We start from the raw sequence: 24,224 nt of genomic DNA, 5'->3' as shown, positions 1-24,224 counted from the left end.
TGACTACCCAGGCTCCACCAGTACCGCAGCGGACATCACCCATTCCGGCATCCGGGTTGAACACAGCAGGCAACCCCTTGGGGGGACGAGTCGGAACGCTCAATGCCGCGAAGTTAGGGGTGTGACCCAGATACGGCAGAAACCCGCCAGAACTTGATCTTGGGTTGAGCCGGTGGTTTACCACGTCATGCGTTGGGCTGTCGTGGATAAGGGCCTTCTGCCTCGCGGCGTGATCTCGTGCGGCACGACGCGGCGCGAGGCTGCCGGATCTTGCGGGGCGTGGGGATGACTTCGATCGAGCGGACTGCGTATCCGCGGTTGGTGGGCGGCCGTACGGCGGTGCGGAAGCGGCGGGTGGTGCATCTCAATTCCCGGCGGGGGCGGCGGGCTGGTCGGCTTGCCGGGAATCGGATCGCCATCAACGGGGTTGGTGGGGGACATGCGAGCGATCCAGGTGTACGAAGTGGGCGGTCCCGAGGTGCTACAGGAGGCCGAGGTGGACCAGCCGCGGCCGGGTCCGGGCGAGGCGGTCGTGGAGGTCGCCGCATCCGGGGTCAACTTCCTCGACGTCTACCACCGCGAGGGGCGGTACAGCCTCCCACTGCCCTTCACCCCGGGCGCTGAGGGCGCCGGCACGGTCGTCGAAGTTGGACCCGGCGTCACCGACGTCGCGGTCGGGGACCGGGTCGGTTGGGTGGAGATTCCCGGCACGTATGCCGAGCGGGCCGTCGTGGACTCCTCCCGGCTGGTGCCGCTGCCCGACGATATCGGCTTCGAGACAGCCGCCGCCGTGCTCCTCCAAGGCATGACCGCGCACTATCTCGTCAAGGACGCCTACCCGGTTCAGGGGGGCGACACGGTGCTCGTGCATGCGGCTGCTGGTGGCATGGGGCTGCTTTTGACCCAGCTCATCACCCATCTCGGCGGCAGGGTGATCGGCACGACGTCGACCACGGCGAAGGCCGAGCTGGCGAAGCGTGCCGGGGCCGCTGAGGTGATCCTTTCCTCCGCAGTCGACGATCTCGCAGCCGAGGTGAGGCGGCTCAACGGCGGTCAGGGACTGCCGGTTGTCTTCGACGGCGTCGGCGCGCACACCTTCGATGCGAGCCTCGCCAGCCTGCGAACCCGCGGCCATCTCGTGCTCTTCGGCGCGGCAAGTGGTGCCGTGCCGCCGTTTGATCCGATTCGGCTCGCCCACGGCGGTTCGCTGACCCTGATCCGGCCCAGCCTCGGGGACTTCATCGCCGATCGGTCCGAACTGCTCCGACGGGCCGCCGATGTGTTCGAGTGGGTGCGCTCCAAGGCGCTTGAGGTCACCGTAACGGACCGCTACGCATTGTCCGAGGCCGCCCAGGCCCACAGCGATCTGGAGGCTCGGCGTACCACCGGCAAGCTGCTCGTCGTACCCGATGCGGCCGCTATTGGACGCCGCGAGGAGACGCAGAGCTGATCGCGGGTGACGACGCCGGGGATCTTGGAGACTGCTCCTGGTGACCCGCCCCTGTCGTGCCCAGTACGCCACCTTGGCGCTCCAGGGACGCCCTGGGTGGCGTCTGAGGAAGGCGAAGGCACGCTCGACGTAGGAGGGCGGGCGCAGGACGACCGGTCGGGACGGACGAGGGTAGGGGTGCCGGCGGGAGACGAAGGCGGGGGTGAGCGGGCGTACGGCGTGGACGGTGATGGTCACGGATCTGATGTCCGTGCTGGCCAGTGGTCTTCCGTCCTCGGTCCTGGCGTACCGGGACAGTGGCGCCTTGACCTTCCGGGAGCTGATTCGTGGGCGTCGGGCGGGCAGGAGATGGGCAAGCTGTGCCCGTCCGATGCCACCGACGAGGCCACCGTCGCTGTCCAGGACCTCGCGCGCGCCGACGACCTGGTCGCGTGCCGCCTCCACGGCGACGGTGCAGCTGGCCCGGTCGGGATCGGTGCCGGGCACCGACTCGACGGCGTCGACCATGACGGTCCGCAGGACCTGGTAGAGCGTCCACAGCGCCCACATTTCCTGTTCAACACCATGCGGGTCCCCCGAGCGCAGTACCCGTCCCTCCAGCAGGGTGTGGCGTAAGGCGTAGTAGGCCGTCTCGATCTCCCGGCGTTCGCGGTAGAGCTCGACCAGGGCCGGCGCGGGGTCCACGTCGTGGTCCAGCAGCGTGGTGACAAGTCGGTAGCCCTCCCGCAGCGTGGTGCCGTCGGCGCAGGTCGCACGTACGTCGGCCTCGATGACGCGGACCGTGAGCGTGCGGATACGAGTCAGGTAGCACCCGTCCGGCAACCGGTCCGTAGGCGCAAGACGCCGGCTGGAGGTGAGGCGGACCAGGAACTGAGCTCCGGTCTCGGCGATCTCGGTCAGCAGCCTGCCATCGTCGAACCCGCGGTCGGCCAGGACCAGCATGTCCGGCCGCAGCCGACGCGGCAGTTGCCTGGCGTAGTGGGACGCACCGCGGGCCTTCGGTCCGAAAGCGGCCGCCAGTAGCCCGCGGCTCCCGGTCTCGATCAGCGTCATCAGCCGCAGCTTGGGGTACCCGCCCCACCCCAGCCGGAGCCGGGGCCTGCCCAGCCACCCACGGTTGCGCTCCAGGTCGGGCACCTTGAATGAACTACAGCCGTCGAACGCGACGGTGCGCCCTCGCCGGTACCGTGTCCCGGGCGTCCGCGGCTGGGCCAAGGGGCCGGCCACCACTTCGAAGAGAGCCTTCATCGGAGCAGGCCCAAGGCGCCGTCACAGGTCACGCAGAGCCTTCTCCGAGGGGGCGGGTGGCCTCTCTCCGGCCGGGCCGGAGACGAGCGTGCTCCAGACCATGGCATAGCCCAGGTGCGGGAAGAGTCCCAGCGCCAGCAGGAAGTACACGCCGACCCGCGAGGGCAGCACCCGCAGCCGACGCTGCACCGTTCTGGTCTCCGCCAGCACCGCGTCGACGAGCTCGAACGGTAGGCACGCGGTGAGTCCACCCAGGTGGCCAGGGGTGAAAACCTCGTCGGCGACGGAGGCTGCGGGGGTAACGACGCTGGTAGCAGGCTTGCAGCGCAAGAGAACCTCGAACTCGGAACGGCCTTCTCGGACCGTTCCTGCCTACCGGCGCCCCATCACCGTAGAGGCCAGAATCACCAATCCCGGCAACCCGGTTGACCTGCACTGATAACGCCTGACTTCGAGGCATTCTCGGAACGCTCGCCCTGTTCCGACTCGAAACAGATGGCTGCTGCGCGATCAGCCGTTGCTGTGGTTGAGGACGTTGCCGTTGGTGCAGTGGTTGACGGTGTTGCCGTCCCAGGCACCCCCGACGGGGACAACCGCCAGCTCCTGGAAGCAGACTGCGGCGGCGCTGAAGTTCCAGTTGTTGGCGGCGTTGACGCCGGCACCGAAGTCGCTGTCGTTGTCGGCGTGGGCGGGAGCGGCCAGCGCGAGGCTCGTGAGGGCCAGGGCGGCCACAGAGATGATCTTCTTCATGGCATGCCAAACGGCGCCCGGTGTCCGTGGTTACTGGGCCATAGCAAGAATCCGTCGGACGCCCCTGGCGCCCGCGTCCATCCGGGTACCGTGCTGGTGGCCTCGCTACGACCTCTCCCCGGTCTTCGACGGGACGCCGAGGCCGGCCTCACCGCTGTGGCGTGAGGCGACCCGCCTGCACCGGCTCCGGGACACCGCCTCGAACGAGGCGATCCTCCGCGTCCTGCCGGACCTGTTCCGTGAAGCGCGGGCTCTGGCCGAGGCGTCGGAGGGGCACGAGCGGGAGGAGGCGTACGCGATCTACGCGCCGCCGTCCGCTCCCCAGCCCTCCTTCACGCCGTCCGGAAGACCACCGGTCCGGACCTCGCCGTGGAGAACACCTTCCTGGAGTTCAAGTGGCCCGACCGTCCCGTCGAGCTCCCGTGGCACCAGGACGGCATCAACGACCGGATCAATGCTGCGCCCGCACCGGTCGGTCGCCGCCTGGTTGGCCCTGACCGACGCCGACGAGACCACCGGCTGCCTCCGCGTGATCCCCGGATCCCACCGGCGGCGGCGTGCCTGCCGTACGACACCGAGCCGGACGCGGGAGCCCGAAGAGGGCGGGGACTGCTCTTGGGTTCACGCTTGCTGCTGGGCGCGAGCGGTTTCACGGTCCGCGCCGGTCGCCGACGGTGTGGTGCGGGGCCAGGTCCAGGCGTACCGCAGGATGAGGGCGAGAACGATCATTTCCAGTGCGACGCCAAGGCCGTAGAAGTACGTCCAGGACTCGCCCACCGCGTTGAATGCCGCGAAGGGGACCTGTACCGAGGCCACGACGAGGTTCGTGATGCGGTTCGCCCGGGCGGGCAGCGTCACCGACAGCACGACCATGAGGATCGGGATCGCCATGAGCGCGAGGAAGGCGGTCAACAACGTCTGGCTGATGGTGAACTCCCAGACGACGCCGCCCTCGATGTCACGGATGACGCCGGGCTTGAAGAAGGCGAGAATGTCCACGTAGACGTACAGGAACATGAAGCTTGTCCACGCTGCGGCGAGCTTGGCTCTCACCGGGATCCGCTGGTTGTCCAGTGCGGTCGTGGTGGGTCGAAGCGTTGTCATCGTAGGCTCCGTTGTCGTGGTGAGGACTGGTAGGCCCACGATCGCCGAGCCCGGCGGCGGGCGCATCGGCGTGGAGGCCGGACCCGCCTCGGCCGTTGGGACAAGCCGCGTCTCGTTCTTTCGGTCGGTCCCCGACGCCTCGGCGGCCCCTAGGCTGGGTGTGTGACCACCAACGCCCTGACCTCGCTGTGGGCCGAGCCCCGCGCCAAGGACGCTCCTGAACGGGTGTCGCGCGACTGGGGGCTGGTCGGGGTGGTGATGGTGACGGCGCTGCTCGAAGGAGTCCTCCGGGACGACGTCGCCTGGCGGCCGTTTGCGACGATCGTGGCGGTCGGACTTGCGCCGGTCCTGCTGTGGCGGCGTACCCACCCGTTGGCCTGTGTCGTGGTGGCCTTCGGCACCGCGCTGACGTTGGGACTGGCGAGCCTGCTGGGCGGGGCCCCGAGCGTGGGCCTCGACACGATGGTCTACTTCCTGGTGCTCGTCTACGCGCTGGTCCGCTGGGGCTCAGGGCGCGAGATCCTGATCGGGCTGGCGGTGGTGGCGGTCGCTGCGGGGATCGGTACGTTCGCCGACTACACCGGGCCGGCCAACGTCATCGGCGGATTCGCCGTCCTCGTGGCGGCGGCGGCGGGCGGAGCGGCGTTCCGCTACCGCGCCGAGAGCTGGCGCCGGGCGTTGGACCAGAGCCGCAGCCAGGAGCGGGTCGGCCTCGCGCGCGAGCTGCACGACATCGTCGCCCACCACGTCTCGGCGATCGCTGTGCAGGCGCAGGCGGGCCGGGCGATGGCCGGGCAGCGACCCGAAGCGGCGCTCGAGGCACTGGTGGTCATCGAGGCGGAAGCGTCGCGGACGCTCGCGGAGATGCGGGCGATGGTCCGGGTGCTGCGCGACGGAGCGCCGGCGGAGTACGCCCCCCAGCCCGGCGTTGCCGACCTGCTGTCCCTCGCCCGACGCGCCCCGGTCCCGGTCGTCGACGTACAGTTGCCAGATGACATGGACGCACTTCCGCCCCAGGTCGACGCGGCGGTCTACCGGCTGGCGCAAGAGGCGCTGACCAACGCCCTGCGGCACGCCCGCAACGCCTCGCGTGTGGAGATCCGGGTCGTAGAGGACGCGGAAAGGCTGCGACTACGCGTGACCGACGACGGACAGATCGACCCCGCACGGTCGGTGAACCACGGCTTCGGGCTGCTGGGGATGACCGAGCGCGCGCAGCTGCTCGGCGGCACGCTGCGTGCCGGTCCGGCGCCCGAGGGCGGGTGGACGGTCGACGCCGAAATCCCGACGAAGGTACGCCGATGACCGTACGCGTGCTGGTGGCCGACGACCAAGATCTGGTGCGCACCGGCCTGTCGATGATCCTCGACGCGCAGCCCGACATCGAGGTCGTCGGCCAGGCCGCCGACGGTCATGCCGCCGTCGAGCTGGCGCATCGGCTCCGCCCCGACGTCTGCCTGGTCGACATCCAGATGCCCGGGCTCGACGGCATCGAGGTGACCAAGATCCTCGCAGGGCGGGGCGTCCCGGACCCGATCGCGGTCGTGGTGATCACGACATTCGACCTCGACGAGTACGTCCACGGCGCGCTCCGGGCCGGTGCCCGAGGCTTTCTGCTCAAGGACGCCGGGCCGGCGCTGCTCGTGCAGGCCGTCCATGCCGCCGCCGTCGGCGATGCCCTGATCGCGCCGAACATCACCCGGCGGCTGCTGGCCACCCTCGCCGGCAGGGAACCGTCGAGCCGACGGACCCAACCGATCGAGCCGCTCACCGAACGCGAGGAGGAGGTGCTGACGCTGGTCGCCCGTGGCCGCACGAACGCCGAGATCGCCGCCGAGCTGTTCATCGGCTTGACGACCGCCAAGACCCACGTCGCCAGCCTGCTGACCAAAATCGGCGCCCGAAACAGGGTCGAGATCGCGATGTGGGCGTACGACACCGGCCGGGCGGGGGCCTGAACCGAGCCTCGAACCCTGACGGCGGCGGCACAGCGTGCCTTCCGCATCCTCCCGAAGCCGGACGCGGCCTCCGCACCGGCGGACGTCGGATCCGGCCGTCCGCCGGGCCCGGCCGTCGGATCCGGCCGTCCGCCGGGCCCGGCCGTCGGATCGGGCCGTCCGCCGGGCCCGGTCGGCCCTCCTCTCCGACGCCGAGGGCGGCACCGGCCCGTTCCTGAACCGGACGGCTCGGTAGGGCGGGAACGCCGGAGCACCCCCGCCGGTGAGGATCGGGCGGGGAACACGCCAATTTCCGATCCTGGGGTTTGGGTGGCGCCATATCGCCTGTTGAGGTGATGGGGGCGGTTTGCCGCCCCCGGGCGACCGCACCCGGCAAGCATGCATGCGACGGCTCATCCGAACGAATGCCATGCCACGGAAGGCGGACACCCCATGACGTGAGACGGAACCCCGGAGAACCCGTTCGCGTTCAGCGCCGACGACGTCGCCAAGATCCAGGCGATCCGCGACGCGCTGCTGAACCCGGCGCCGCGCAGCATCGGCAGGCTCGACCAGTGGGGCCTGGCCGGCACCTACGAGGAGACGCTGGAGAACCTCCTCTACGAGGAGCACGGGATCCCCATGGCGGACGGGACCCGTCTCGACGCCGGTCTCGCCGTGCCCCGCAACCTCGCGTCCGGGCAGACCTGTCCCGTCATCGTCATGCCCGCCCCGCTGAACGACCTCGGCCGGCTGGCGTACCTCGGCATGATCCCGCGCTGGACGCTCGGCACGTACGCCGTCCTGATGTACAGCCAGCGCGGCCTCGCCGGCTCCGAGGGCGAGATCGACGTCGCCGGCCCGCAGGACGTGGCCGACGGCATCGAGATCATCAACTGGCTGTCCGGCGTCGAGGGCGTCGACTCGAACCGGATCGGCTTCTTCGGCGCCTCCTACGGCGCCGGTACGAGCCTGCTCGTCGCGGCGGCGGACGCCCGGGTCAAGGCCGTTGCGGGCGCGAGCGCGTGGGGTGACCTGTTCGCCTCGCTCTACGAGAACGGCACCCGGCACATCAAGGCGTTCGAGGCGCTCGTGAAGCTCTTCGACGAGGAGAGGTGCTCGCGCGAGTTCAAGGGCATCATCGCCAAGATCCGGGCCAATGCCATCGACGACGAGGTCAGGGAGTTCGCCCGGCTCCGGTCGCCGAAGGAGCACCTGACCGCGTACAACGACCGCGCGCTCCCGGTCCTGATGACGACGTACTGGCACGAGACGATCTTCTCCGTGCCGGCCGTCGTCGACCTGTTCACCGGCCTCACCGGGCCCAAGTCGCTGCTCGTCCAGATCGGCGACCACGGAAACGGCGAACTCCCCGGCCTGTTCGGCCTGATCGCCAAGCCGACCGAGATGACCTACCGCTGGATGGACCACCACCTCGGCGGCACCGCGGGCGACGGCACGCAGCCGCAGTTGGGTATCCGCTCGGAGTACATGCACAACCTGCTGTCCGACCTCTCCCACCCCGACTGGGCGGGCTACGCCCTGCCGAAGCAGCGCTTCCACCTCGGCGCCGTCCCCGCCGGCCGGCAGGACGCGCCGATGGAGCAGGACCTGCCGCAGTCCGGCTGGATCCGCTCCGTACAGGCCGCGGGCCCGGACACCGGCATCGTCGTCGCCCCGAAGCTTATCCAGACCGGCATGGCCGAGCGCGCGGGATTCCCGCACGTCTACCAGACCGCCGACATCAAGCGGGACGTCGCCGCGGTCTGGACGACCGAGCCGCTGGACCGTCCCCAGCGCGTCCGGGGCGACCTGGAAGCACGGTTCACCGTGAAGCCGCAGACCCAGGACGCGACCTTCATCGCCTACCTCCTGGACTGCGACCCGGCCACGGGCGCGGCCACGATCATCACCCACGCGCCCGTCACCCTCACCGGCCAGGACGCCACCACGGTGACCTTCCGCCTCCAGCCCGCGCACTACGTCCTGCGCGCGGGCCGTAGGCTCCAGCTGATCGTCGACAGCTACGACCCGTTCTTCGCGGACGACAGCACCGTCCCCTCCGCCCTGGAGATCACGTCCCCGCAGGGCGCGGAGTCGTACGTCGACCTCCCCCTGGCCCCGCTGCCCTGACGGCGAAGCGCCCACCCGGCCGCCACCGGGTGGGGCAACCCCGCGCCGCGCGCACGCTCCGCCCCCAACACCCATCGAACACGGCCGGCGCCTGGGCGCCCAACCCCGGGACGGGGAGCGTCAGGCGAGGGCGGGCGCGCGCGTGAACCTCCTGCGTGGCCCCGTTCCCACGGCGTCGGCGGGCGACGGCCGAGGGTCCTCGTCGCCCCGCAGCAGGGCGATCAGTGACGTTCGGGCCCGGGCGACACGCGAACGGACCGTGCCGACGGGGCAGCCGATGGCCTCGGCGGCCTCGGCGTAGGGCAGGCCCAGGAGTTGGGTGAGGACGAAGGCGTCCTTCCGCTCGGCCGGGAGGGCGGCCAGGAGTTCGGCCAGGGCCACGCCGTCCTCGAAGCCGGGAAGCCCCTGCGGCTGCGTGTGCTCCGCCTCCCGCTGCCAGTCGTCGCGGTCGGAGAGGCGTGGGCGGGCGGCGGCATGCCGCAGGCTGTCGACCACGGTCCGGCGCGCTATCGACAGCAGCCAGGTACGGGCCGAGGAACGCCCCTGGAACCGGGGCAGCGCGGCGATCGCGCGCAGGAAGACCTCCTGGGTGAGGTCGTCGGCCGCCTGACGGTCGGCGCTGAGGTAGGCCACGTACCGCCAGACGTCGCGGTGCAGGGCGCGGACGAAGAGATCGGCCTTCGCCGGGTCGCCGTCGCGGGCCGCGAGCGCGAGCAGGGTCGTCGCCGCGTCGGCGTCGGCGTCAGGCGTGTGAGTGGTGCGGGTCGGTCTCGTCGGTCCCTGGTGGAGGGTGCCGTGGGCAGGAGTCATCGCCACAAGTCCTTACGAGGCAAAGGGAATCCGGCGGCGCGCGATCGGCGGCGCCGGTGACTGGTACGGCCCGCCGGAACGGCGCGGCCGATGCCCGGGCGGACGGCCGTGTGCCGTCGGGCCCGGGAAGCCGGCTGTCAGAGGACAGCGAGTGCCTGCGGGGGACCCCGGGAGATGACGGAATGGGCGAGAAGGAGCCGCCGGGGAGCGCGTTCGTCACGGGCGCGACCAGGCCGGACCCGGGACCGCCGCGGCGGTACGGGGACGACGGCGGCGAGCAGCAGGCGCAACGGCCGGAAGAGCCCCAGCGGCAGCGCCCGCAGCACGCGGAAGACGGCGCGCTCGCCGTACGCCATCCACAGCCCGCTCAGGAGCGCGGCGAGGAGGTGCGCCGACAGCATGCCGAAGGACGAGGCCCAATCCGTCATGTCGTGTGTGGCGGGTGCCTCGGTCATCGCCGTGCCGACCCGCGCGACAGCCTCGTGGCCCATGGCCATGTGCTGCTGCATGGCCGCATGGCCCAGGCCCGAGTGCTGCATGCTCGCTTGGGCCATGCCTGCGTGTGCCATACCTGCGTGTGCCATGCCTGCGTGCGACATGCCCGCTTGGGCCATGCCTGCATGCTGAAGGGCCGCCTGCGCCATGTGCGTGTGGGCCATCGCCGTCCGGCCGGTGTCCGCGGGCATGGCTGCGGTCGGCTGGGACCAGGAGAACGCCGTGTGCAGCACGCTCTGGACAGCCACCGTCGTCGCCGTGACGGCGAACAGCCCGCGCTCGCGGCCGGCGAGGAACCAGGCGACGGCCACGGTGCCCGTGAACGCGAGCGAAAGCACCCAACCGGGCACGGCCTGCCCCGACATGAGGACGTGGCCGACGGCCGCGAGCAGCACGCAGACGGCCGCGAATATCGCGGCCCGCACTCCTCGCGAACATCGGCCTGGTGTCATGGCGCGCCCATCCTTGCACCCCTCTCCGGAGGCGTGAGGGCGGGTGCGGCCGTGATGAGGCCGCCCCCTCGACCCGTCGGATCAGGAGTACGCGACTGTGGTGCGTCCCACAAGAGCGCCTCGGGAACTTCCGGCACGGTCGGCACGACTCCTCCATGGCGACGTCGGACGGCCCGGTCGTCGTGAGGGGAGGGGCGCCACGTGAGGACCGCGGGTACGGAGGCGGCCGCACCGGTCGAGGCACGCCCGGGCGCGGTGCGTGGACTCACCGCGCTCCTGACGACCGCCATGGCCTTCTCGATGATGCAGCTCTTCCTGATCGGAGCGCTCGGCCCGCGGCTCGTCGAAGGTCTCGGCATGTCGGAGACGGTCCTCGGTCTGACCACGACGGTCGGCTTCGGCACCGCCGCCGTCCTCTCGCCCGCCAGCGGCCGGATCGTGGACCGGGTCGGACCCCGCCGTGCGCTCGTGGCTCTGCTCGCGGTGTCGGCGGTGGCGCTCGGTCTCATCGGTGCGGCCCCCGGGCCTGCCCTGCTGTTCGGGGCCGTCGCGCTCGGCGGCCTCCCGCAGGCACTGGCCAATCCCGCGACGAACAAGGCGATCCTGGCCGCCGTCCCGGCGCCGAGGCGGGGGGCGGTCACCGGCGCCAAGCAGTCGGGCGTCCAGCTCGGGGCCTTCGCGGCCGGGCTGCCCCTCGCGACGGCGGCGGGTCTCCTCGGCTGGCGGGGCGCGGTGTGGGTGGCCGCCGGTGCGGCGCTCCTCGCCGCCCTGTGGGCCTGGCGGGCGCTGCCGCACGACACGCCCTCGAAGGGCGGCGCCGTCCGGCCCGCGCCGGCGGGGCCCGGCAGCCCCGTGCCCTGGCTCGCGGGCTTCTCGCTGTTCCTCGGGGCGGGCATCGCCTCCGTCAACACGTACCTCGCGCTGTTCGGCGCCCAACGCCTCGGCATGGGGCCGGCGGTGGCCGGCGCGCTGGTCGCCGTTCTCGGTGTCGCCGGGATGGCCGGCCGGGTCGGCTGGTCCCGGTCCGCCACGCCCGGCCGGGCCCCGTGGCTTCCCGGCCTGCTGGCGGGCGGCGCCGTCGGCGCGGCCGTGCTCCTGGCGGTGGCCGCCCGTGTCGAGGCCCTCGTGTGGGTGGCGGCCGCGGGGGTGGGCGTGTTCGCCGTGTCGGGGAACGCGGTCTCGATGGTGCTGGTGATGCAGCGCTCGGCGCCCGGACGCGCCGGGAAGGACTCGGCGCTGGTCGCCGCCGGCTTCTTCGCCGGATTCGCCGTGGGCCCGCCCCTGTTCGGGCTGCTCGCGGAGCGGGGCCGGTACGGGGAGGGCTGGCTGCTTGTGGCGGTTGAGTTCGTCGTCGCGGGGGCGGTCGCCTACGCCTGGGCGCTGCGGGACCGCCGTACGAGAATCGGAGTGACGGCATGACCGTCGGTGTCCGGGCCCAGGACGCGCTCGACCTGCTGCTCCAGCGCGTCACGGAGACCCTCGGCCAGGTGGGCGCGCGCTTCCCGCTGTACGCCGATCCGGCCGACGGCCGCTGGACGACCACCGGACGAGGCTCGTGGACCGGCGGTTTCTGGGCCGGGCTGCTGTGGCTGCGCGCCCGCCACACCGGAAGCGACGCCGACCGCGCGGAGGCCTCCGCCGCCATCGCCCGGCTCGCCCCGTGGGCCGAGGAGGACACCGCGACCCGCGGGCTCATCCTCTGGTACGGCACGGCCCTGGCCACCGGTGACGAGGCGGCCGGTGCCCTGCGCGAGCGCGCGGCGAGGGCCGTGCTCGCCGCCTGGGACCCGGCGCTCGGCCTGGTCCCGTGGGGCGCCGCACTGGGCGGCGAACGGCTGCGGGCCCGCGCGGACGGCGTCCCCGGCCTCGTACCCCTGCTGGCCGCCGCCGGACCCGAGGGGCAGGCGGCCGCCACGGCACACCTCCACCGGCACCTCGACCTGTGCCTGCTCGGCGCATCCCGTGGCGAGGGCGCCCAACGGCCCTGCCCCGCCTGGCGACTCGACGAGGCGGGCGGCTGGGTGGCGGAACGGAACCCGGCGCCCGGCTGGAGCCGGGGCGAAGCATGGCTCCTGCTGGCTGTCGCCGATGCCGTCCTGCACGCGGACGACCCCTCAGCGGACACCCACCGGCTGACGCGCGCGGCCGAACTGCTCCTCGATCGGTGCGAGTTCCTCACCGGCCCGCTCGTCCCGCAGGCCGAGGCGGGCCATCCCGGCGGTCTCCTGGACACCTCCGCCGCCGCCATCGCGGCAGTGGCGCTGCTGAAGCTCGCCCGGGTTAACGAGGTCGCGTGGACCTCCGCGTGCGCGGTCCGCGCGGAGGCCGTTCTGCACCGGCTCGTGGACGTCCATCTCACCCGGCCGGGAAGCGCCCGCCCGGCGGGCATGCTCCTCGACGGCTGTTACGACGTGCGCGGCGGCACGGCCGTCCGGCACGAACTGGTCTGGGGCGACTTCTTCCTGGCCCTCGGCCTCTCCGCGCTGCTCGGTCGCGTCGACCTCAGGCAGGTGTGACCGCCCCCTGCCGGGACCGCAGCACGCGCCGGGCGACGGAGGAGACGTGCTGCTCGTCCGGCCCGTCGAGGATCCGGGCCGTCCGCCCCGTGCGCAACAGCGCGGGGAGCGGGGTGTCCGGCCCGAGACCGGCCGCGCCGAAGACCTGGACGGCACGGTCGGCGACCTCCTGCAGCGTGCGCGCGGCGGCCGTCTTGGCGAGGCCCAACTCCACATGGGCGTCGCGTCCCTCGGCGACCAGGGCCATCGCCTCGTACACCAGCGGCCGGGTGGTCCGCAGTGCCAGCAGCGACTCGAAGACGTGCTGCTGGACGAGCTGCCGGTCCGCGAGCGGTCCTCGTGCGCCCCGCCGTTCCGCGGCGCGCCCACACATGAGGTCGAAGGCCCGCTGCGCCTGACCGAGCCAGCGCAACGCCCGCAGGGTGCGGCCCAGTTGGAGGCGCTCGCCCGCGACGGCGAGCGCGCGGCCGGCCTCACCGACGAGATGGTCCTCGTCGACCTCCACGCCGTCGAACTCGATCTCGTACTGCCCGGTCGCACCCAGGACGGGCAGCTCGCGCACGACCCGGAAGCCGGGGGAGCTGGTCGGGACGAGGAGCAGCGACAGGCCGTCGCGGTCCCCGGCCGTTCCGCTGGTGCGGGCGAGCACGGTCACCAGGTCCGCGTCCCCCGCGTTCGACACGAACCACTTGCGCCCGGTGACCCTCCAGCCTCCGCCGGTACGCCGTTCCGCCCGGGTGGCGGTGAGCAGCGGCTCGGTGCCGGGCGTGTCCGGCTCCGTCATCGCGTAACACGTGCGCAGATCACCGGAGACGAGACCGGAGAGGTACGCGGAACGGATCCGCGCGCTCCCGTGGCGGGACAGCATGGTCACGTCGAGGAGGGACGCCGAGCCGAGAGCGGTCGGACCGTGATCGCTGGCGCCCTCGGCCTCGGCGATGGGCGCGTAAGCGGCCAACGGCATCCCGCCGCCGCCGAGTTCGGAGGGCAGGGGCAGGGCCCACAGGCCGGCCTCGCGTGCCTCGGCGCGCAGGCGCTCGCGCGGCTCGCTGGCGTCGTGCCCTCCGAGGTCGAGCCGGGACTCGTACGGGAACACGCGGTCGCGGACGAATGCGGAGACCCGCTTCCGTATCAGGTCGATCGTCGTTACGTCATATTCCGTCATGGTTTCTCCTCCATCTCGGGAACTCGACAGAACACACGTCCGACTGCCTGCCCGTGGAAGTGGTCGGGCGTACCGACCCGCCAGTTCCCGCCCCTGTGGAAATCCCCGTGCGACGGCCACCGCCGCGCCAGGAGAGGAGAGGCATGGCGTCACCAGCGACCACGCACACCGAGGTCCGCCGACCGCTCGACGCGCTGCGGTACGACATCGCCGGGCCTCCGGCCCTGACCCGGGTCGTCGCCGACCATCTGCGGCGGCTCGGCGCACGGCCGGGCGACGGGGACTCCGAGGGGATCACCCTCGGCGGAGGCGGGTTCGCCGGCGTCACGGCCCGCACCGCCTGGGGCGTGTCCGGCTCGGGCATCGAGGACGAGGCCACCGCTCAGGCCGCCACCGGCGTGATGGCCGTGCACGGCCGTCGTCACGGGGCTCCGCGCGGGCTCGGAGTCGACTACCTGGCCACCGCCACGGGCGTGCTCACGGTCCAGGGCCTGCTCGCCGGACTCGTCGGCCAGGCCCGTGGCGGCCCGTCGTCAACGTGCGTGAGCACGTCGGCCGACCGCACCGGACTCCTCACCGTCTCCCAGTACCTGGCCGCCGCCGGGGCGGACGAACCCGAGGTCGTCGAACTAGCTGCCGGTGGACCGCCGTTCAGCTCCGCCGACGGCGTCCTGTTCGAGCTGGAGACGCTCGACCCGGGGGCATGGGCGGGGTTCTGGCGCGCCCTGGACGCCCCCGCCGGGGCGATACGGGCGGGCTGGCGGCCCTTCCAGTTCCGGTACGCCACCGCCTGCGCGCCGTTCCCCGTCGACCTGCACGAGGTGACCCGGCTCCACGGCTGGGAGCGGATCCGGCAGGCCGCCGGGCCGTCCGGAGCCGAGGTGTGCCGCCTGCGCACGCTCGGAGAGCGGGCCGCCGAGGACGACGGCGCGGACCCGTGGACGCTGACCGCGCTCGGCCCGGGGGCCGTGGCGGCCCGTGCTGGGGCGCCGACGACCGGCAGTCCGCTCTCCCGCAGTCCGCTCTCCGGCGGTCGGCTCTCCGGCAGTCCGCTCTCCGCCAGGCCGCTGTCCGGTCTGACCGTCCTCGAAGCGGGACGGCGGATACAAGCGCCGCTCGCCGCCCACCTGTTGGGGCTGCTCGGAGCGCGGGTGATCCGGATCGAGCCCCCGGGCGGCGACCCGCTGCGCGGCATGCCGCCCGCCTGCGACGGGACCTCCGCCCGCTGGCTCGCCCTCAACCGGGGCAAGGAGGCCGTCGAGATCGACATCAAGTCGTCGGCCGACCGGCGCCGACTGCGCGAACTCGCCGCCGAGGCGGACGTGTTCCTCCACAACTGGGCCCCGGGCAAGGCGGGCGAGCTGGAACTCGACGCCGAGCACCTCTCCGCCGTCAACCCCGCACTCGTCTACGCCTACACCGGAGGCTGGGCCGACCGGATCGCCGACGCCCCCATGGGCACGGACTTCATGGTGCAGGCCCGCACCGGCGTCGGCGAGGCCGTCCACCCGGCCGGCGAACCGCCCGTACCGTCCCTGATGACGCTCCTCGACCTCCTCGGCGGCCTGCACGGCACCGAGGCGATCCTCGCGGGACTGCTCCTGCGCGAGCGCACCGGCCGCGGCGTACGCGTCGACTCGTCCCTCCTCGGGGCGGCCGACACCCTGCTCGCCCCCGCCCTGCACCGGGTCCGCCAGGGGCTCGATCCCCGGCCGGCCGCCGGATTCCGGCACCCCCTTCGCACGTCCGACGGCTGGATCGCGCCGAGCGACGCGAGCGCGGCCGCGGCCACGGCGTACGACGTACGGGGCATGTGCACGGAAGACGCCCTGGATCAGCTGCGGTCCCACGGTCTGACGGCCACCGCCGTCACCACCGACCTGTCCGCCCTCCGTCACGACCCGCGCCTGTCCGGCTCGATCAGCCGGGACGCGCACGGTGCCCCCGCCGTTCCCGACCCCTGGAGCTTCGCGTGACCGTCACCCTGACCGATCTCCTGCCCGCCCGGCTGCGCCGCTCGTGGGCGGCGGACGGCACCTGCCCCGACCTCGACCTCTACAGCCTGTTCAGAGCACGGCAGATCGCCGATCCGCATCGCACGGCGATCCTCGACGCCAAGGGCAAGCTCTGTTACACGGCGCTGGACCGCAAGGTCCGATGCCTGGCCGAAGGGCTGCGGGGGCTGGGCATCGGCGCCGGGGACGTCGTGGCCGTCCAGCTGCCCAACGACCGCGACGCCGTGATCGCCGACCTCGCGCTCGCCGCCCTCGGGGCCGTGGCGCTTCCGTTCCCCGTCGGGCGCGGGGCCGTGGAGGCCGAGTGTCTGCTGCGCCGCGCCGAGGCCGTCGCCGTGATCGTGGCGACGGAGCACCGGGCGCGTACGCACGCGGCCGATCTCCTCGCTATCGCGCCGGCCCTGTCCGCCCTCCGGCACGTCATCGCCGCCGGACCGGGAACCGCGCCCGAAGGAACGATTCCGCTCAGGGAGCTGCTGCGCACCGACCCCACCGGCCTCGTCCCGGCCCGCCCCGACCCCGACAGCGCCGCGCGCATCCTCGTCTCCTCAGGTTCGGAGGCGGAGCCGAAGATGATCGCGTACTCGCACAACGCCCTGGCCGGCGGTCGCGGGAACTTCTTCGCCTCGCTCATGCCCGACGACACCCCGCCCCGCTGCCTCTTTCTCGTCCCGCTCGGCTCGGCCTTCGGCTCGAACGGGACGGCCGTCACCCTCGCCCGGCACGGCGGCACGCTCGTCCTGCTCGACCACTTCACCCCCGAGGCCGCGCTCGCCGCCGTACGGGAACACGCCCCCACCCACATCCTCGGCGTCCCCACCATGATCCGGATGATGCTGGACGCCCTGGAAAGGACGGCGGCCCCGCTGCCGGCCCCCACCGCCCTCGTCCTCGGCGGCGCGCCGCTCGACGAGGCCACCGCCGAGGCGGCGGCCGAGGCGTTCGGCTGCCCCGTGGTCAACCTGTACGGGTCGGCGGACGGCGTCAACTGCCACACCGGACTCCAGCACACCGTGCCGCCCACCGACGGCTCGGGCGTCGTCGCGGGCACGCCCGACCCCCGGGTGGCAGAGATCCGCATCGCCGACCCCGACACGCACGAACCGCTGCCCGCCGGGGCGATCGGCGAGATCGTCTCGCTCGGCCCCATGACCCCGCTCCGGTACGTGGCCTCCCCGGACCTCGACGCCCGCTCCCGCACCCCCGAGGGCTGGGTACGCACCGGCGACCTCGGGTTCCTCGACGACGAAGGCGTCCTGCACGTCGTCGGCCGCCTCAAGGACGTGGTGATACGCGGCGGCGCGAACATCAGCCCGGCCGAGGTCGAGCGCGAACTCGTCTCCCATCCGCAGGTGCGGGACGCGGTGTGCGTGGGGGTCCCGGACCCGCTGATGGGCGAGCGGCTTGCCGCCTGCCTGGTGGCCAAGGGCCGACACCTGCCGAGCCTCGCCGAACTCGGCACGTACCTGACCGGGCGGGGTCTCGACCGGTACAAGCACCCCGAGCGGCTGCTCCTGCTGCCCGAACTGCCGCTCACCGCCGCCGGCAAACCCGATCGAGCGGTTCTGCGGCGCCGGATCGCGGAAGAGCAAAGCGCCGGGTTCGTCCCGGCGTGAGGGGACAGGGGACAGGGGACAGGGGACGACGGAGGGGGAGGGCCACCGGTGAGTGGCCCTCCCCCTCCGTTCGACCACCGGGTCAGGATCCGGCCATGGCCTTCTTCAACTCGGCTGCCGCGTTGCGGTACACCGCGAGCAGGTCCAGGTCCTCGCCCGGGTAGTTCACGATGTCGACCTGCTTCGCCCCCGAGTCGGGCAGCACCGTGCCCGTCGACATATGGGCGTTGTCGAGGACGAAGGCGGGCTTCTTCGCCGAGAGGGTGGCCAGTCGGGAGGGGGTGACGGCCTCGGGGCCGTACGTGCCGACCGCTGTGGCGCCCGCGAGGCCGGCCGCCCAGGCGGTGAAGACCTGGGTGACCACGGACGGGCTCTTCCCGCCGGGCCAGGCCGTCTTCAGCTCGCCGTTCAGCTTCTTCACCTCGCCGTCGAGGCGGGTCTTCCACTGACCGGCGGCGCCCTTCGTCCCGAACAGGTCACCCAGGCGCGTGACTTCGACCCCGGCCCTGGCCGGGTCGTTGTCGAGGTTCACCTCCACCAGCTTCGCCCTGGATCCCGCCGCCTCCTTGATCTTCGCGGCGTACGGCTCGAACGGCGCGTACAGCACGAAGTCCGCCTGCGCGACGGCGGCGAGGTCCGACGGCTTGGGGTCGTAGTCGGGCGCGTGGTGGACCGACTGCGGCACGATCACCGTGACGTCCTCGGCTCCGGCCGCCTTGGCGAACGCACCCTCCCAGGTCGTCGTGGCGACCACCACCGGCCTGCGCCCGGCGGCCTTGGGGTTCCCCGTTCCCGAGGAGGAGGTGTCCCCGCTCCCGCACCCGGTGAGCAGCGGCAGGGCCGCGCTCAGTGCGACGAGGGAAGCGATACGGGCGATGCGGGGGGTGCGGACGCGGGTGCGCGCCATGAGCTGTTTCTCCGTTCGGGGATGAGATGTGCGGCGAGGACCACGGCCCCCGCCGTCAGGACCAGGACCGGCCCGGGCGGCCGGTCCAGCCACAGGGCCAGCAGAAAGCCGGTGAGGTTGACCGCGACGCCGATGCCGACCGCCCACAGGGTGATCGACCACAGCGAGCGGCCCAGACGCCGTGCGGCGAGCGCCGGCAGCAGAGTGAGGGCATCGACGAGCAGGGCGCCGGTGAGCTTGATGGCTCCGGCGACCGCCACCGCGACCAGGACGAGCAGCGCGGTGGTCAGGAAGCGGACCGGTACGCCCGAACACTGGGCGAGCTCCCGGTCGTACAGCAGCAGCGCGACCTCCCGGCGCCGCCACAGGAACAGGGCCGGTACGGCCACGGCGAGCGCGCCGAGCACGACGAGGTCGGCCGTGCCGACCGAGAGGATCGACCCCCAGAGCAGGGCGAACGCGCCCGAGGCGTTGACGCCGGAGACGGCCAGGACGAGGAGGGCGGCGGCGACCGCCAGGCTCATCAGCAGGCCCATCGCGCCCGAGAGGCCGTCCGGCGTACGGGCCAGCGGAGCGACCCCGGCCCCCGACAGGGCACAGGCCACGAGCGCGCAGAGCATAGGGTCGAGACCGGTCAGGAGGCCGACGGCGATGCCGAGGAGCGCCACGTGCATCATCGCGAACCGCACCGGCATGATGTCGAGGCCGACGATGACGACACCGATCACCGGCAGTCCCACGGCCGCCAGGAGCAGGGCGAACCCCGCCCGCTGGACGGGCACGAGCTGGAGCATGGCGCCGAGATCAGCGGCCGCGACCGTGCTCACCGCACCTCCCGCAGCCGGCCGGCGGCCATCTCCAGGACCCGGTCGCAGCGTTCGGCGAGCGCCCGGTCGTGGGTGACGACGACGAGCGTGACCGGCAGCGCGGTGAGCACGTCGGCGGCCTCCTCCTGGCCGGCGAAGTCGAGGGCGGCGGTGGGCTCGTCGGCGAGGAGCACCTGCGCCCCGGCGGCCACGCAGCCGATGGCCCGGGCCAGGTACACGCGCTGCAACTGCCCGCCGGAGAGCGTGTCCACGGGCCGCGCGGTCAGCGCGCCGACGCCCAGCCGCCCCGCGGCCTCGGCCGCTTCGGCCGGTGCGCCGCTGCTGTCGAGGAGCTCGTCCCCGCGCAGCGGGAACCGGCCGGCGGCCGGCTTCTGCGGGATCCACGCACACGAGCGCCGCCGCCACGCCCATGCGGCGGCCGAGCGCGCCTCGCGACCGCCGACCTCGATGGTGCCGCTCGTGTGCCGGTGCAGCCCGAGGACGGCGCGCAGCAGTGTCGTCTTCCCGGACCCGTTCGTGCCGGTCAGCGCGAGGCGTTCACCGGCGGCGATCTCCAGGTCCACGCCGACGACGGCCTCGTTGCGGCCGTGCCGGCAGGCGACTCCGCGCATGCGTATGTCCAGTCCGCCCATCCTCTGCCCTTCGCCGCTGCCGTGCAGGTGCGGTGAGGAAGTCGGACGACAGGGGCGCCGGGTTCCCGCGAGATGGCCGGGAACCGCAGGACATCGCCGCCCGACCCCCTTCACGTCGTCCCAGCCCCGTACGAGGTGTTCTCCGCTGCCGGGTTCTTCACCCCGCGTCCGGTGGAGGTCCGCTACGTGTCGACGACCGGCGCCCGCACCGTCACCGCCGCCTACGGCACGACCGTCCGCGGCATCCGCCCCTGGTCGCCCGACGAAGCGGACCTGCTCCTCGTCCCGGGCGGCGGCTACGCCCGGCGCGACAGCCCCGGCGCCTGGGCGGAGATCGACCGCGGCACCCTCCCCGACGCCCTCGCCGCCTCCGTACGCCCCGGCCTCACCGTCAGCGCCCTCTGCACCGGAGTCATGCTCCTCTCGGCCGCCGGCCTCACCCGGGGCCGCCCCTGCACCACCCACCACAAGGCGAGGCCTGACCTCGAACAGCAGGGCGGCCTCCTCAAGAACGCCCGCGTGGTCGACGACGGCGACCTCGTCACCGCCGGCGGCGTCACCTCCGGCCTCGACCTCGCGCTGTGGCTCGTCCGCCGCGAACTCGGGCCGGACGCGGCGAACGGCCTGCAGACCATGCTGGAGTACGAGGCACGGGGGACCGTCTGGACGTCGAGTCGGATCGGCTGACCGCGTAGTGGGAACCGCGCCGGTCTCTCCGGAGGCGGAACAATGGCGGGATGCGCATAAGGATCGTCGGCGTCGACCTGCCCGGCCTCACCTGTCGGCCCCGGGATCCGTCCGGCGCGACCTGTCGGAACGTCCATGTGGCCGTCCAGCGCCGTGGTCGCCCGGATGAGCTCCTCGACCCGCGGCCCGGGGACGCGGCGCGCGTGACATGGACGTTGGAGTGCACCGCCGCCGCCTCGCCGACCGGTGCGGACGTGAAAGGACCCTACGTGCAGGGCCCGCCGGGTGGCCGGTTCGTCTATCTGTCGTGGGGCACGGTCGACGACGCGGGCGTCTTCACGATGTTCCGGCGGGCCAAGCTGATGCTCGACGGCGTCCCCGCACAGGTTGTCGACGCTGCTCTTCGGAGCGGGCTGCTGGTCGGCCGCCTGGGCCTCACAGACGCCTGCGGCGAACCCCTGTGCGCCCGGGTCGTGCCCCCGCGCATCACCTGGACCGCGGAGGCCGGAGACTGACGGCGCCCGCCGAGGCGGTGGCTAGGCGTCGGTCAGGAGGGGACCGAAGATGTGCCGGCCGGCCTCCTCCGCCTCGGCCCGGCCGGCGATCCGGCCCGGCACGTCCGGGTGCTGCCCGGCCCACGCCTCGGCGGAGTCGCGGCTCGCGAAGAAGTTCAGCGTGCCGCAGCAGGTCGAGGCTGCCGGCCCGGACAAGGCCCCTCGGGCGACGAACACCACCGCCGACGGCGGTGCCCACGTCGTCCGCCCGCCGTCGCTGCTGATCGTCACGCTCTCGCCGGTGACCGGATCGGTCGAGGCGATGACGACGTCCCGACCGAGCATCGCCGGGATGCCGAGGGCGTCGATCGCGCACATCGACCACACCTGTGTCCCGCCGTCGATCGTCACCCGGTGTGGGGTCGGGACCGCGGAGAACGGGTACGCCGCCCGAATTCGTCCGCCCTCGTCGAGGGTCAGGAAGTCCTCTCGGTCCAGTTCGGCCAGCACGTCGCTCGCACTCCGGCCGGCCCTCGCGGCGGCCGGTTCGAGAACGTTCGGATCGGGTGCGCGTCCGGTGGCGGCGAAGTGCCGGAGGACGGCCTGATGGACGGCCCGCAGTCCGCCTTCCACCGGCGCGAGGCGGCCCCGGCCTCCCCGGCCGACCAGGTCCAGAGCATCCACGGGGCAGCAGTCGTCGGCCGCGGCCCCTGCCACGGCCGCTTCGGTGAAAGCCCTCCGCAGCTCGTCCACGCTCGGTGCCCCGTCCGCCTTGCCCTCGGCGTCCCGGTAGATGCGGCAGGACACACTGGGCGCTGCGCCGGCTTGCGAGAACGGGTCGGCACCGTCGATGAGGACGGTCGGCGACCCGGTCATTCCCGTTCGCTCGGCACCTGCGTGGTCGGACACCTCCACGAGTTCGACCTCGGCCTGCAGTCCCTCCAGGGCGGCCGCGATCCGCTCGCGTACGACGGGCCCGTTGGGGCACTCCGGAACCGTCAGCACCGTGATCCGCATCGTCTCGTCCCCTCGGTTCAACGCGTCTGCGGTCGACGCTAGACCTTCCAGCGCACTGGAAGGTCAAGAGTTACGGTGGAGGCATGCGCATCGGGGACCTCGCCACCGTCAGCGGACTCACGACCAAGACCATCCGCTACTACGAGCAGGCCGGCCTGATGCCCCCGCCACCACGAACCGCGGGCGGCTACCGCGACTACCGGCCCGCCGCCGCGACCCGCCTCGCGTTCATCCGCGACGCTCAGCACGCCGGACTCACCCTCGCCGAGATCCGTGGCATTCTCACCCTCCGCGACAGCGGCGAAGCACCTTGCGGCCATGTCGCCGGCCTCATCGACCAGCACCTCGCGGAGATCGACCGGCGGATGGCCGAGTTGCGGAAGACGCGCGCCTCGCTGCGCGATCTCGCCCAGCGTGCGGCCGAGACGGACCCGGTCACCTGCGCGGAAGCCGGCATCTGCAACATCTTCAGCGCGTCGTCAGCGAACGGGACCGGGGGCTCCGTCACGCGCTGAGTCGGCGCGCGAAGGACTCCGGCGGAAGGAGGCGTCATGGACCGGCAGGCTGTGTTCGACGATTACGCGAGGGCGCGCCGGACCTTCCACGACCTGCTGAGCGACGCCACCGCGGCCGATCTCGACCGCCCGACCCACGGCACCCGCTGGAACAACGGTCAGCTGCTGTGGCACATGCTCTTCGGCTACTTCGTCACCCGTGTCCTGCTGCTCGTCGTACGTGTCGTCAGCCGGCTGCCCCGGAGTGCCGGCAAGGCCTTCGCCCGGGTGCTCGACGCCGGGACACGGCCGTTCGACGTGGTCAACTACCTCGGGCCGTGCGGGGCGGTGAAGGTGTGCGGGCTCCGGGGGACGGGTGCCGCGTTCGACCGGATCACCGGTTCGCTGGAGCGGCGCCTCGCGCTGGAGTCCGAGCGCGACCTGGCGCGGGGCATGCACTTTCCCGTGCGGTGGGACCCGTTCTTCAAGGACTTCATGACCCTCGCGGATCTCTACCGGTACCCCACCCGGCACTTCGACTTCCACCGTCGCCAGCTCACCCTCGGAGAGCGCGGCTGACGCTCGTCAGCCGATGAGGGGACTGCGGCGCTCGACGAGAACGGTGTCGCGCCAGACGCCGTGGTGACGGCCGATGCGCTCGCGCGTACCGATGATCCGGAAGCCGGCCCGCCGGTGCACGGCGAGGCTGGCGGCGTTCTCCGGGAAGATGCCGGACTGGATCGTCCAGATTCCGGCGGCCTCGGTGGAACCGACGAGTGCGTGCAGCAAGGCGGAGGCGACACCCCGGCCGCGGGCGTCGGGGTGCACGTACACCGAGTGCTCGACGACCCCGGCGTACGCGCAACGGTCGGAGACCTTGGTGGCGGCGACCCAGCCGAGTACGCGCCCGGTCTCGTCGAGGGCGGCGAACCGGTGCTCGGGGAGCTTGGCGGCGTCGAACTGCTCCCAGGTGGGGGCGGTGGTCTCGAAGGTGGCGTTTCCCTCGTCGATGCCGGCCTGGTAGATCGCCACGACCTGGGCGGCGTGCTCGGCCGTGAGCGGCACGACGGCGGTCATGCGGCGGCGGCCTTGGTGAGGACAGCTCCCATGGCGGCGAGGACGGCCGGCTCGACGCGGTAGTAGACCCAGGTGCCGCGCCGCTCGGAGGAGAGCAGCCCGGCCTCCCTCAGCTTCTTCAGGTGGTGGGAGACCGTGGGCTGGGAGACGCCGACGTCGGAGATGTCGCAGACGCACGCCTCGCCGCCCTCGTGCGAGGCGACCGCGGAGAACAGGCGCAGACGGACCGGATCGCCCAGCGCCTTGAACATGACCGCGGTCCGCTCGGCCTCCTCGGCCGTCAGCGGGCGCTCGGCCAGTGGCGGGCAGCAGGGCTCGACGACGGGCTCGAGGAGCGGCAGCGTCTCCATGTTCGACATGCATCTATGTTGACACACGTCTAACCAGGGGCCCAGGCC

General features: G+C 72.7%; 25 protein-coding genes and 3 pseudogenes. 15 read left to right on the top strand and 13 right to left on the bottom strand.

From position 1 onward, the window contains the following. The first annotated feature begins 439 nt into the window (after positions 1–439). Positions 440–1,450, top strand: a complete 1,011-nt coding sequence (locus tag ACF07V_RS19125; RefSeq protein WP_392155510.1) for a quinone oxidoreductase family protein — start codon at positions 440–442, stop codon at positions 1,448–1,450. 348 nt (positions 1,451–1,798) lie between these two features. After that, positions 1,799–2,065, top strand: a complete 267-nt coding sequence (locus ACF07V_RS19120; protein WP_392155509.1) for a hypothetical protein — start codon at positions 1,799–1,801, stop codon at positions 2,063–2,065. Here ACF07V_RS19120 and ACF07V_RS19115 read toward each other — a convergent pair. The 3 genes and pseudogenes from ACF07V_RS19115 to ACF07V_RS19105 all read right to left on the bottom strand — a co-directional run. Next, positions 2,036–2,503: pseudogene (locus tag ACF07V_RS19115) on the bottom strand (transposase); the annotation flags it as partial. The gene ACF07V_RS19120 and the pseudogene ACF07V_RS19115 overlap by 30 nt on opposite strands. A 216-nt stretch (positions 2,504–2,719) precedes the next feature. Next, a complete protein-coding gene (locus ACF07V_RS19110; RefSeq protein WP_392155507.1) occupies positions 2,720–3,028 on the bottom strand; it encodes a transposase domain-containing protein in 309 nt (102 codons plus the stop codon). A 180-nt stretch (positions 3,029–3,208) separates the two neighbouring features. Continuing rightward, complete coding sequence (locus tag ACF07V_RS19105) at positions 3,209–3,448, bottom strand: hypothetical protein (protein ID WP_392155505.1); 240 nt, start codon at positions 3,446–3,448, stop codon at positions 3,209–3,211. 103 nt (positions 3,449–3,551) lie between these two features. On the opposite strand from ACF07V_RS19105, the pseudogene ACF07V_RS19100 reads away from it, so the two are divergent. Together ACF07V_RS19100 and ACF07V_RS19095 are read left to right on the top strand one after the other, a co-directional pair. Continuing rightward, positions 3,552–3,755: pseudogene (locus tag ACF07V_RS19100) on the top strand (transcriptional regulator); the annotation flags it as partial. A 147-nt stretch (positions 3,756–3,902) separates the two neighbouring features. Beyond that, positions 3,903–3,968 (top strand): annotated as a pseudogene (locus ACF07V_RS19095) (hypothetical protein); the annotation flags it as partial. 101 nt (positions 3,969–4,069) lie between these two features. Here ACF07V_RS19095 and ACF07V_RS19090 read toward each other — a convergent pair. Next, positions 4,070–4,552, bottom strand: coding sequence for a DUF6326 family protein (locus ACF07V_RS19090; protein ID WP_392155503.1), 483 nt, complete (start codon positions 4,550–4,552; stop codon positions 4,070–4,072). Positions 4,553–4,714: 162 nt separating this feature from the next. Here ACF07V_RS19090 and ACF07V_RS19085 point away from each other — a divergent pair, with 162 nt between their 5' ends. The 3 genes from ACF07V_RS19085 (at position 4,715) to ACF07V_RS19075 (ending at position 8,622) form a co-directional block, all read left to right on the top strand. Next, positions 4,715–5,857, top strand: coding sequence for a sensor histidine kinase (locus ACF07V_RS19085; protein ID WP_392155501.1), 1,143 nt, complete (start codon positions 4,715–4,717; stop codon positions 5,855–5,857). Continuing rightward, positions 5,854–6,510, top strand: a complete 657-nt coding sequence (locus tag ACF07V_RS19080) for a response regulator (protein WP_392155499.1) — start codon at positions 5,854–5,856, stop codon at positions 6,508–6,510. Before ACF07V_RS19085 ends, ACF07V_RS19080 begins: the two co-directional genes overlap by 4 nt. A gap of 621 nt (positions 6,511–7,131) precedes the next feature. Beyond that, complete coding sequence (locus ACF07V_RS19075) at positions 7,132–8,622, top strand: CocE/NonD family hydrolase (protein WP_392155497.1); 1,491 nt, start codon at positions 7,132–7,134, stop codon at positions 8,620–8,622. 120 nt (positions 8,623–8,742) lie between these two features. On the opposite strand, the gene ACF07V_RS19070 is transcribed toward ACF07V_RS19075, so the two are convergent. After that, positions 8,743–9,432, bottom strand: a complete 690-nt coding sequence (locus ACF07V_RS19070; protein ID WP_392155496.1) for a sigma-70 family RNA polymerase sigma factor — start codon at positions 9,430–9,432, stop codon at positions 8,743–8,745. 137 nt (positions 9,433–9,569) lie between these two features. Then, positions 9,570–10,352: a hypothetical protein gene (locus ACF07V_RS19065; protein WP_392155494.1), complete on the bottom strand. Its 783-nt coding sequence runs from the start codon at positions 10,350–10,352 to the stop codon at positions 9,570–9,572. A 228-nt stretch (positions 10,353–10,580) separates the two neighbouring features. On the opposite strand from ACF07V_RS19065, the gene ACF07V_RS19060 reads away from it, so the two are divergent. Both ACF07V_RS19060 and ACF07V_RS19055 read left to right on the top strand, forming a co-directional pair. Then, positions 10,581–11,798: an MFS transporter gene (locus ACF07V_RS19060; protein WP_392155492.1), complete on the top strand. Its 1,218-nt coding sequence runs from the start codon at positions 10,581–10,583 to the stop codon at positions 11,796–11,798. Further along, positions 11,795–12,895, top strand: coding sequence for a sugar ABC transporter permease (locus ACF07V_RS19055; RefSeq protein WP_392155490.1), 1,101 nt, complete (start codon positions 11,795–11,797; stop codon positions 12,893–12,895). The genes ACF07V_RS19060 and ACF07V_RS19055 overlap by 4 nt, the downstream gene beginning before the upstream one ends. Here the strand turns inward: ACF07V_RS19055 and ACF07V_RS19050 are convergent. Continuing rightward, a complete protein-coding gene (locus tag ACF07V_RS19050) occupies positions 12,882–14,060 on the bottom strand; it encodes an acyl-CoA dehydrogenase family protein (protein ID WP_392155489.1) in 1,179 nt (392 codons plus the stop codon). The genes ACF07V_RS19055 and ACF07V_RS19050 overlap by 14 nt on opposite strands. A 143-nt stretch (positions 14,061–14,203) precedes the next feature. Here ACF07V_RS19050 and ACF07V_RS19045 point away from each other — a divergent pair, with 143 nt between their 5' ends. Continuing rightward, positions 14,204–16,036, top strand: coding sequence for a CoA transferase (locus ACF07V_RS19045; protein ID WP_392155487.1), 1,833 nt, complete (start codon positions 14,204–14,206; stop codon positions 16,034–16,036). Further along, on the top strand, positions 16,033–17,691 hold the full coding sequence (locus ACF07V_RS19040; RefSeq protein WP_392155485.1) for a class I adenylate-forming enzyme family protein: 1,659 nt from the start codon (positions 16,033–16,035) through the stop codon (positions 17,689–17,691). Before ACF07V_RS19045 ends, ACF07V_RS19040 begins: the two co-directional genes overlap by 4 nt. An 82-nt stretch (positions 17,692–17,773) precedes the next feature. Here ACF07V_RS19040 and ACF07V_RS19035 read toward each other — a convergent pair whose 3' ends face one another. Genes ACF07V_RS19035 through ACF07V_RS19025 form a run of 3 tightly spaced genes read right to left on the bottom strand, consistent with a single transcriptional unit; the run spans position 17,774 to position 20,057 of the window. Beyond that, complete coding sequence (locus ACF07V_RS19035; RefSeq protein ID WP_392155483.1) at positions 17,774–18,598, bottom strand: metal ABC transporter solute-binding protein, Zn/Mn family; 825 nt, start codon at positions 18,596–18,598, stop codon at positions 17,774–17,776. After that, a complete protein-coding gene (locus ACF07V_RS19030; protein ID WP_392155482.1) occupies positions 18,538–19,425 on the bottom strand; it encodes a metal ABC transporter permease in 888 nt (295 codons plus the stop codon). Before ACF07V_RS19030 ends, ACF07V_RS19035 begins: the two co-directional genes overlap by 61 nt. Beyond that, positions 19,422–20,057 (bottom strand): ATP-binding cassette domain-containing protein, encoded by a 636-nt coding sequence (locus ACF07V_RS19025; RefSeq protein ID WP_392155480.1) that lies wholly within the window; start codon positions 20,055–20,057, stop codon positions 19,422–19,424. The genes ACF07V_RS19030 and ACF07V_RS19025 overlap by 4 nt, the downstream gene beginning before the upstream one ends. Positions 20,058–20,192: 135 nt before the next feature. Here ACF07V_RS19025 and ACF07V_RS19020 point away from each other — a divergent pair, with 135 nt between their 5' ends. Both ACF07V_RS19020 and ACF07V_RS19015 read left to right on the top strand, forming a co-directional pair. Next, positions 20,193–20,744, top strand: coding sequence for a DJ-1/PfpI family protein (locus ACF07V_RS19020; protein WP_392155478.1), 552 nt, complete (start codon positions 20,193–20,195; stop codon positions 20,742–20,744). Between the two features lie 50 nt (positions 20,745–20,794). Further along, complete coding sequence (locus tag ACF07V_RS19015) at positions 20,795–21,259, top strand: DUF5990 family protein (RefSeq protein ID WP_392155476.1); 465 nt, start codon at positions 20,795–20,797, stop codon at positions 21,257–21,259. Positions 21,260–21,280: 21 nt separating this feature from the next. On the opposite strand, the gene merB is transcribed toward ACF07V_RS19015, so the two are convergent. Further along, positions 21,281–22,255: an organomercurial lyase gene (gene merB / locus ACF07V_RS19010; RefSeq protein ID WP_392155474.1), complete on the bottom strand. Its 975-nt coding sequence runs from the start codon at positions 22,253–22,255 to the stop codon at positions 21,281–21,283. Positions 22,256–22,338: 83 nt separating this feature from the next. Here merB and ACF07V_RS19005 point away from each other — a divergent pair, with 83 nt between their 5' ends. Together ACF07V_RS19005 and ACF07V_RS19000 are read left to right on the top strand one after the other, a co-directional pair. Then, positions 22,339–22,770: a heavy metal-responsive transcriptional regulator gene (locus ACF07V_RS19005; protein WP_392155472.1), complete on the top strand. Its 432-nt coding sequence runs from the start codon at positions 22,339–22,341 to the stop codon at positions 22,768–22,770. Positions 22,771–22,806: 36 nt separating this feature from the next. Continuing rightward, a complete protein-coding gene (locus ACF07V_RS19000) occupies positions 22,807–23,328 on the top strand; it encodes a DinB family protein (protein WP_392155470.1) in 522 nt (173 codons plus the stop codon). Between the two features lie 6 nt (positions 23,329–23,334). On the opposite strand, the gene ACF07V_RS18995 is transcribed toward ACF07V_RS19000, so the two are convergent. Together ACF07V_RS18995 and ACF07V_RS18990 are read right to left on the bottom strand one after the other, a co-directional pair. After that, the gene (locus tag ACF07V_RS18995; RefSeq protein WP_392155468.1) at positions 23,335–23,826 is read right to left on the bottom strand and encodes a GNAT family N-acetyltransferase; all 492 of its coding nucleotides are present in this window, start codon (positions 23,824–23,826) and stop codon (positions 23,335–23,337) included. Then, complete coding sequence (locus tag ACF07V_RS18990; protein WP_392155466.1) at positions 23,823–24,185, bottom strand: ArsR/SmtB family transcription factor; 363 nt, start codon at positions 24,183–24,185, stop codon at positions 23,823–23,825. Before ACF07V_RS18990 ends, ACF07V_RS18995 begins: the two co-directional genes overlap by 4 nt. Positions 24,186–24,224 lie beyond the last annotated feature (39 nt).

This window comes from Streptomyces sp. NPDC015661 (assembly GCF_043077765.1).
In the GTDB taxonomy this organism is placed as follows: Bacteria; Actinomycetota; Actinomycetes; order Streptomycetales; family Streptomycetaceae; genus Streptomyces.
Note: the sequence above shows the minus strand (reverse complement) of the source record. Positions and strands in the feature narration are given on the sequence as shown.